This is a genomic window from Bacillus sp. JJ1474 (genome assembly GCF_036965225.1).
Classification (GTDB): Bacteria; Bacillota; Bacilli; order Bacillales; family Cytobacillaceae; genus Cytobacillus.
In genome coordinates, this window is record NZ_JBALPC010000137.1 from 1 (window position 1) to 6,455 (window position 6,455).

The following is a 6,455-nucleotide window of genomic DNA, read 5'->3' on the forward strand; positions in this document are numbered from 1 at the left end:
AATGAAATGTGAGAAGACTTGTTAAGCGGAGTCTTCTTTTTTTTGAAGGCTATTACAAAATTTTTGTAGCTATTAAAATATTATTTTAACTACACAAATTTTGTGATATTATATTATTACTTGTTTAATTGAAAAAGTTTATTAAGGATGTGTCAGAATTGAAGGAATCTCATCGCCCAATATTTGATTTAGCAATTCGCACAGCCGATATGCTTGTAAAGATGTTTGGGTCTCGTTGTGAAGTAGCCGTTCATGATNNCATCTTGCTGGGAGTGTGACTGGAAGAAAAATTGGCTCTCCCATTACGGATCTAGTGTTAAACGAGCTAGCAAAAAAGGATCAGGAAATAGAGGATATTCCGAGTTATAAAACACAGTCGAGCAAAGGGAATGTGATGAAATCAGCAACGATCTTCCTTCGTGATATTCACGGTAAGATTATCGGTGCTTTATGTATTAATTATGATATAAGTCTATTAATGCAATTTGGCGGAGAGATCGAAGAATTTATTAGCTTTGATGAACAACAGCATACAAAATCAGAAAACTTCTTCACCTCTGTCCAAGAGGTTATCCATGAAATGGTTGAACAAGTTTTGCTCGGATTTAAGAAAGCGCCATCCCTAATGAGCCTTGATGAAAAAGTGGAATGTGTTAGGCAACTTGATGAAAAAGGGACATTTCTAATAAAAGGTGCAACAGATTATGTGGCATCAGTACTCGGTGTTTCAAAATTCACGGTTTATAATTATTTACAAAAAATTAGAACAATAAATGAGCTTCAGCCAGAAGAGCTTGCTGAACATAAATAATTTTGAACTCATAAATTAATAGAAAAGCGGAAGCGCCTTGGTCACCCCCGACAAGCACAAGTCGAGCCACCCGGAAAGGTGTTCTTTACCTTTCTGGGAGGATTGGCTTGTGACCTCGAGGGGGTAGGCGCTGGAGCTAGACAGTTCTCAAACTCGAGATAAGTTATTCTAATATTTATTAAAAAGGAGCATTCGACATGAAATATAGATCCGCTTTTGATATTATCGGTCCGGTTATGATTGGCCCATCCAGCTCTCATACAGCAGGAGCTGCAAGAATTGGACGTGTGGCCAGAACATTATTTAACCGGCTTCCAAAGAAAGCAGTAATATCTTTATATGGTTCATTTGCCAAAACCTATAAAGGCCATGGGACGGATGTAGCAATAGTTGGCGGGCTCTTAGATTTTGATACGTACGATGAGCGTATTCCTTCTTCACTGAAGCTTGCTGAAGAGGCTGGAATGGAGATTGTATTTTCTATAGAGGAAATGGTACCAGATCATCCGAATACCGTTCGGATTAATTTATACGATGAAAAAGGTGATTTAGAGGTTGTTGGTATTTCAATTGGCGGAGGCACGATTGAAATAACTGAACTAAATTCATTTAAGCTTAAATTGTCTGGCGAACATCCAGCTATTCTTGTTGTTCATAACGATCAGTTTGGTGTTATCTCATCTGTTACAAAAATATTAGCCAATCATGAAATCAATATTGGTCATATGGAGGTTTCCCGTAAGGAAAAGGGAAAAATGGCCTTAATGGTGATAGAGGTAGATCAAAAGATCCAACAGGATGTCATTGCAGAGATTGAAAATGTACCTAATGTAACGCAGATTATTAGAATGGTTGATTAACTTATTCAGCAGAAATCCCCTGCTTCTATAAATGGGGGATGAGTAAAAAATAATAACTAATTTAGTGGAGTGTTAAACCACGGCAGAATAAAGTTAAAGCCTCCGGCGGATGCCTCGATTTTTTAAATGGAATTTTTCGAGCGAGCTCGAAAAAAATCGGGCACAAATACGCCAAGGCGCATTTGATTATATAGCCAGGATTAGGGGTGGAAAGATGATTTTATTTAGAAATGTAGCTGAACTTGTTGAGCTTGCCGAAAGTAAACAAGTGAAAATAGCAGAAATTATGATTCAGCAGGAAATTGAGGTTACTGGGCTTACTAGAGAAGAAATTATTGCTAAGATGGATCGTAATTTAACGGTTATGGAAGAAGCTGTTGAGCGCGGTTTAAAAGGGGTTACTTCAGTCTCCGGTTTAACAGGTGGAGATGCAGTTCTGCTGCAAAATTATATTAAAAGCGGAAAATCATTATCAGGAAATATTCTGCTGGATGCGGTAAGTAAAGCAGTAGCAACGAACGAAGTTAACGCAGCAATGGGTACTATTTGTGCAACTCCGACTGCTGGTTCTGCAGGTGTTGTACCTGGTACATTATTTGCAGTGAAGGAAGTCTTAAATCCAACGAGAATGGAAATGATTGAATTTCTATTTACTTCTGCAGCCTTTGGCTTTGTTGTCGCAAACAATGCGTCTATTTCTGGTGCTGCTGGCGGCTGTCAGGCTGAGGTGGGCTCGGCAAGCGGGATGGCGGCTGCCTCTATTGTTGAGCTTGCTGGAGGTTCACCTAGTCAGGCTGCTGAGGCAATGGCCATTACATTGAAAAACATGCTTGGCTTAGTATGTGACCCTGTTGCAGGATTAGTAGAAGTTCCTTGTGTGAAACGAAATGCAATGGGTGCTTCAAATGCGATGACCGCAGCTGATATGGCTCTAGCTGGCATTAAAAGCCGAATTCCATGTGATGAAGTCATTCATGCGATGTTCCTCATTGGTCAGTCAATGCCATCAGCATTAAGAGAAACGGCTGAAGGCGGCCTTGCTGCAACTCCAACAGGACGAAGACTAGAAGCAGAAATATTTGGCGAAAAAAAATAAAATACATGAGATGCCTGGATATGGTGAATGTCCAGGTTTTTTTGTTTTTGCTATTCACACTTCTGACATATTTTAGTAAATCATTATCATTGTAAATAAATATTCACAGATTCCTACTAGTCAATGGTGGTAAGATGAATGTAATAAAAATAAGGAGCGATAGGTGATGGAGGAGATATTAACGAAAATATTGAATGGAATGAATGACATAAGAAATCAAGTTGCTGAAATCAGTGATAACATTAAATCGCTGGAGAGACGGCTGGATCGATTGGAGAAAGTCGATAGCATTGAACATAGAATAGAAGTGAATCAAATTGATTTGTCTGATATTAAGGACATAGTTGAAAAAATGGAATCCTATCAAAGAGAGGAATTAAATGACTTTTTTCAATATTTGAAAGGGGCTTCAATTAAAATATTCAGCGAAGAATTACTTTGTATTAATCAGCGTTTGGATGCCCAATTAACGAAAATTGCTAAAAACGAAGAAGCTATTTTGATGCTAAAGGGTAAGAACATGGTCAGCTGATTATTTTTAGTTATATGCTATATCAAAAGAGGCCGGAAATATGGCTTCTTTTTCTTTTTCGAAAAGCTGTTGTGAGTCCAGTAATAAAATTTTTCCTAAAACGCAGAAACCCCCTTGCATCTTATTTGAGGAGGGATTATGATAGCTAAAGAAAAATTATTTAGAATGACGAAATAAATAGCTACATGAATGAAGGAAGAGGAAAAAATGCCACAGTCGTATAGTACATTAAAGGCAAATGAAAAGCTTAGTATCCGAAATGGAATTGCAACAACGATTGTCCTAAATATTAGTAACAATTATTTTCCCTTGTTCGCTATTAGTGTTCTTGGGGCTACGAATTATCAGGTCGGATTAATTAGTTCATTGCCGCAATTTGTCGGGATGTTCGCGATGCTGATCGGATCAATCATTTTAAGCAAATTAGAAGAAAAGAAGAAATTTACAGCTTATTCCTTTCTGGCTGCACGTTTGTTTCTCATCGCAATGTTTTTTGTCATATATCTACCTGTTGAATATCGGAGCTGGGCATTTGTTCTTTTAGTTGGATTTATGAATTTACCTGGTTCATTTGCCAATTTAAGCTGGCAATCCTTTATTGGAGACCTTATTCCTGACGAAAGAAGAAGCGGCTTTTTTAGTGACCGAAATAAAATGATGACTATTGTTGGGATGATATCTACCTTCTTGATCGGTATTCTCTTGCAGCAATTTGATAAGAGCAATGCTTTGCCATTTCAGCTATTATTTATTTGTGCATTCCTTTTCGGGTTATTGGAAGTTTACTATTTATTGAAGCATAAAGAAAAAAAGACTGATAAGAAAATAGAAAAGAAGAAACTAAATCTAGGCCTCCAGGTTTATAAACATAAACCATTCGTCTATTTTTTAGTTTGCTGCTTATTTTTTAATTTTGGATGGCAAATGGCGTGGTCATTATTTAGTATTTACCAAATAAAATATGCAGGAGCGACTGCTTTTTGGATCAGTTTATTTACAGTTTCCAATCAAATTGCTCAGATAGCCAGTTTTAAATGGTGGGGGAGAATGGCCGACAAACACAGCAATGCAAAGATGCTGATATTGGTATCTTTAGGAATGGCCAGTACTCCAATTTTGACTGTGCTCTCCACTAATTTAGTTTATCTTGTCATTGTAAATGCTTCTTCTGGCTTATTCGTCTCGGGGACCGTGTTATTATTATTTAATCATTTATTAGAGGTTACAACGGAGGATAATCGCAGTACATGTATTTCGAATTATAATATATTGCTAGCACTTGTAGCGTTTATTGCTCCACAGTTCGGTGTATTCCTTCTTGAGAATACTAGTATGGACGTGGCCATGACTATTTCTACTATTCTAAGAGGAGCTAGCGCCATTCTGTTCTTTTTTATGTTCTTATATATGCGAAAAAGCCATGCGGGAACAATCGGCAGTAAAGTGCTTGGATAAATGGAAAGACGCCAGCTAAAGTGGCGTCTTTTTACTTAAATTGATTTCTCCAGTTCATACCAATAATAACAAAGTGTATCAAGACCTTTATCAAAGTTTTCTAAATGAAAATGCTCATTTGGCGCATGGAAATTTTCATCAGGCAGACCGAAACCCATTAAGACAACAGGAAGCTTTAATATTTGATCAAATGCCGCTACGATCGGAATGGATCCGCCTCCACGTGTATAGGATGTAGGAACTCCATATACCTTTTCATAGGCACGGCCAGCAGCTTGAATAGCTGGATGGTCAAAAGGAGTGACATACGGTGAACCCTTATCAAATAAAGAAATATTCACCTCTACACCTTTTGGTTTATTTTTTTCGATATGCTGCTTTAAAAGGTTTACAATCTCATCAGGATCTTGATTTGGGACTAGACGGCATGTAATTTTTGCAGTAGCTTCAGAAGGGATGACTGTTTTAATGCCTTCACCTTGGAAACCCCCATAAATCCCATTTACTTCAAGTGTCGGCCTAACCCATAATCTTTCTAATGTCGTATAGCCTTTTTCTCCGAATAATTCTGTGACTCCAGCTTGCTGCTTAAAGCTTTCATCACTCATTTCCAAAGCATCGTATGCTTGTTTTTCATCTTCAGTTAAAGGCTGAACTTGATCATAAAATCCATCTACAGTTATTTTTCCATCGATATCATGGAATGTATTAACTAGTTGGACTAGGGCGTGAATAGGGTTTTGCACAGCTCCGCCATATAAACCTGAATGCAGATCTCCTTTTGCACCTTTCACATCAATTTGTAAGCCGCATAATCCGCGTAGACCATAGCAAATGGTAGGCTTGCCTTTATCAATCATGCCCGTATCCGATATAACAATCACATCAGCTGATAAAAGCTCTTTATTTTCTTCAACAAAAGCTGGAAGATTAGGACTTCCAATCTCCTCTTCGCCCTCAATGCAAAACTTAAAGTTTACCGGAAGAGTGCCAGTTGTTTGCAGGATTGCTTCAATGGCTTTCAAATGCATGAATACTTGTCCCTTATCATCACTGGCACCACGAGCAAATATTTTTTCATCTCTAATATCTGCTTCAAATGGGGAAGTCACCCATAAATGAAGGGGATCTACAGGTTGTACATCATAGTGGCCATATATAAGAACTGTCGGTTTTCCTTCGGCCTTTAACCAGTCTCCATAGACAACGGGATGCCCTTTTGTTTCGTAAATTTTTACATTTTCAACCCCTATTTTTGCCAGTGCATCAGCTGTCCATTGGGCTGCCCTTTGTACATCGTCTTTATGGTCGGGCAGGGCACTAATACTTGGGATTGCTAAAAATTCAAAGAGCTCCTTAAGATGTATTTCTCTCTTATCCTGAAGAAAATCCAATACTGCTTGATTCATTTTACCTTCCTCCATGTCCTTATGTCATTATTCCGGAATTACCTTTACATAATCTTTCCAAATTGTTTGTCCTATCTAACTATAACATAGTCAACTGTTTGGATAAAAACTCTAAGCCACTACCGTCAGGCATCGGGTTTTCAATGAAGAAAATTGGGTGAATAAATATATAAAATTTTCAGAAAACTCATTGACTTTTTACCATTTCCAATGTATCTTTGTGATAAATATATGACACATAATAATCATCACGATAAATAAACGTTATATAAAATTATTTAAAGGATCGATT

6 protein-coding genes are annotated in these 6,455 nt (G+C 37.6%); 5 read left to right on the forward strand and 1 reads right to left on the reverse strand.

Going from position 1 to position 6,455, the window contains the following annotated elements; translation table 11 throughout:
- Window positions 1–274 precede the first annotated feature (274 nt).
- The 5 genes from V7164_RS16600 to V7164_RS16620 all read left to right on the forward strand — a co-directional run bounded on the left by V7164_RS16600 (window position 275) and on the right by V7164_RS16620 (window position 4,754).
- Window positions 275–811 (forward strand): helix-turn-helix transcriptional regulator, encoded by a 537-nt coding sequence (locus tag V7164_RS16600; protein WP_335354634.1) that lies wholly within the window; start codon window positions 275–277, stop codon window positions 809–811.
- A gap of 197 nt (window positions 812–1,008) precedes the next feature.
- Window positions 1,009–1,671, forward strand: coding sequence for an L-serine ammonia-lyase, iron-sulfur-dependent subunit beta (gene sdaAB / locus V7164_RS16605; protein WP_335354635.1), 663 nt, complete (start codon window positions 1,009–1,011; stop codon window positions 1,669–1,671).
- Window positions 1,672–1,885: 214 nt separating this feature from the next.
- On the forward strand, window positions 1,886–2,767 hold the full coding sequence (sdaAA, locus tag V7164_RS16610; RefSeq protein WP_335354636.1) for an L-serine ammonia-lyase, iron-sulfur-dependent, subunit alpha: 882 nt from the start codon (window positions 1,886–1,888) through the stop codon (window positions 2,765–2,767).
- Window positions 2,768–2,933: 166 nt separating this feature from the next.
- Window positions 2,934–3,299 (forward strand): hypothetical protein, encoded by a 366-nt coding sequence (locus V7164_RS16615; protein WP_335346502.1) that lies wholly within the window; start codon window positions 2,934–2,936, stop codon window positions 3,297–3,299.
- A gap of 207 nt (window positions 3,300–3,506) precedes the next feature.
- On the forward strand, window positions 3,507–4,754 hold the full coding sequence (locus V7164_RS16620; protein ID WP_335354637.1) for an MFS transporter: 1,248 nt from the start codon (window positions 3,507–3,509) through the stop codon (window positions 4,752–4,754).
- 35 nt (window positions 4,755–4,789) lie between these two features.
- Here V7164_RS16620 and V7164_RS16625 read toward each other — a convergent pair whose 3' ends face one another.
- Window positions 4,790–6,163 (reverse strand): dipeptidase, encoded by a 1,374-nt coding sequence (locus V7164_RS16625; protein WP_335354638.1) that lies wholly within the window; start codon window positions 6,161–6,163, stop codon window positions 4,790–4,792.
- Window positions 6,164–6,455: the final 292 nt, after the last annotated feature.

Bases quoted from the DNA above. Each gene is read 5' to 3' on its own strand.
- sdaAB (WP_335354635.1), top strand. From the start codon at position 1,009: ATGAAATATAGATCCGCTTTTGATATTATCGGTCCGGTTATGATTGGC.
- sdaAA (WP_335354636.1), top strand. From the start codon at position 1,886: ATGATTTTATTTAGAAATGTAGCTGAACTTGTTGAGCTTGCCGAAAGT.
- V7164_RS16615 (WP_335346502.1), top strand. From the start codon at position 2,934: ATGGAGGAGATATTAACGAAAATATTGAATGGAATGAATGACATAAGA.
- V7164_RS16620 (WP_335354637.1), top strand. From the start codon at position 3,507: ATGCCACAGTCGTATAGTACATTAAAGGCAAATGAAAAGCTTAGTATC.
- V7164_RS16625 (WP_335354638.1), bottom strand. From the start codon at position 6,163: ATGAATCAAGCAGTATTGGATTTTCTTCAGGATAAGAGAGAAATACAT.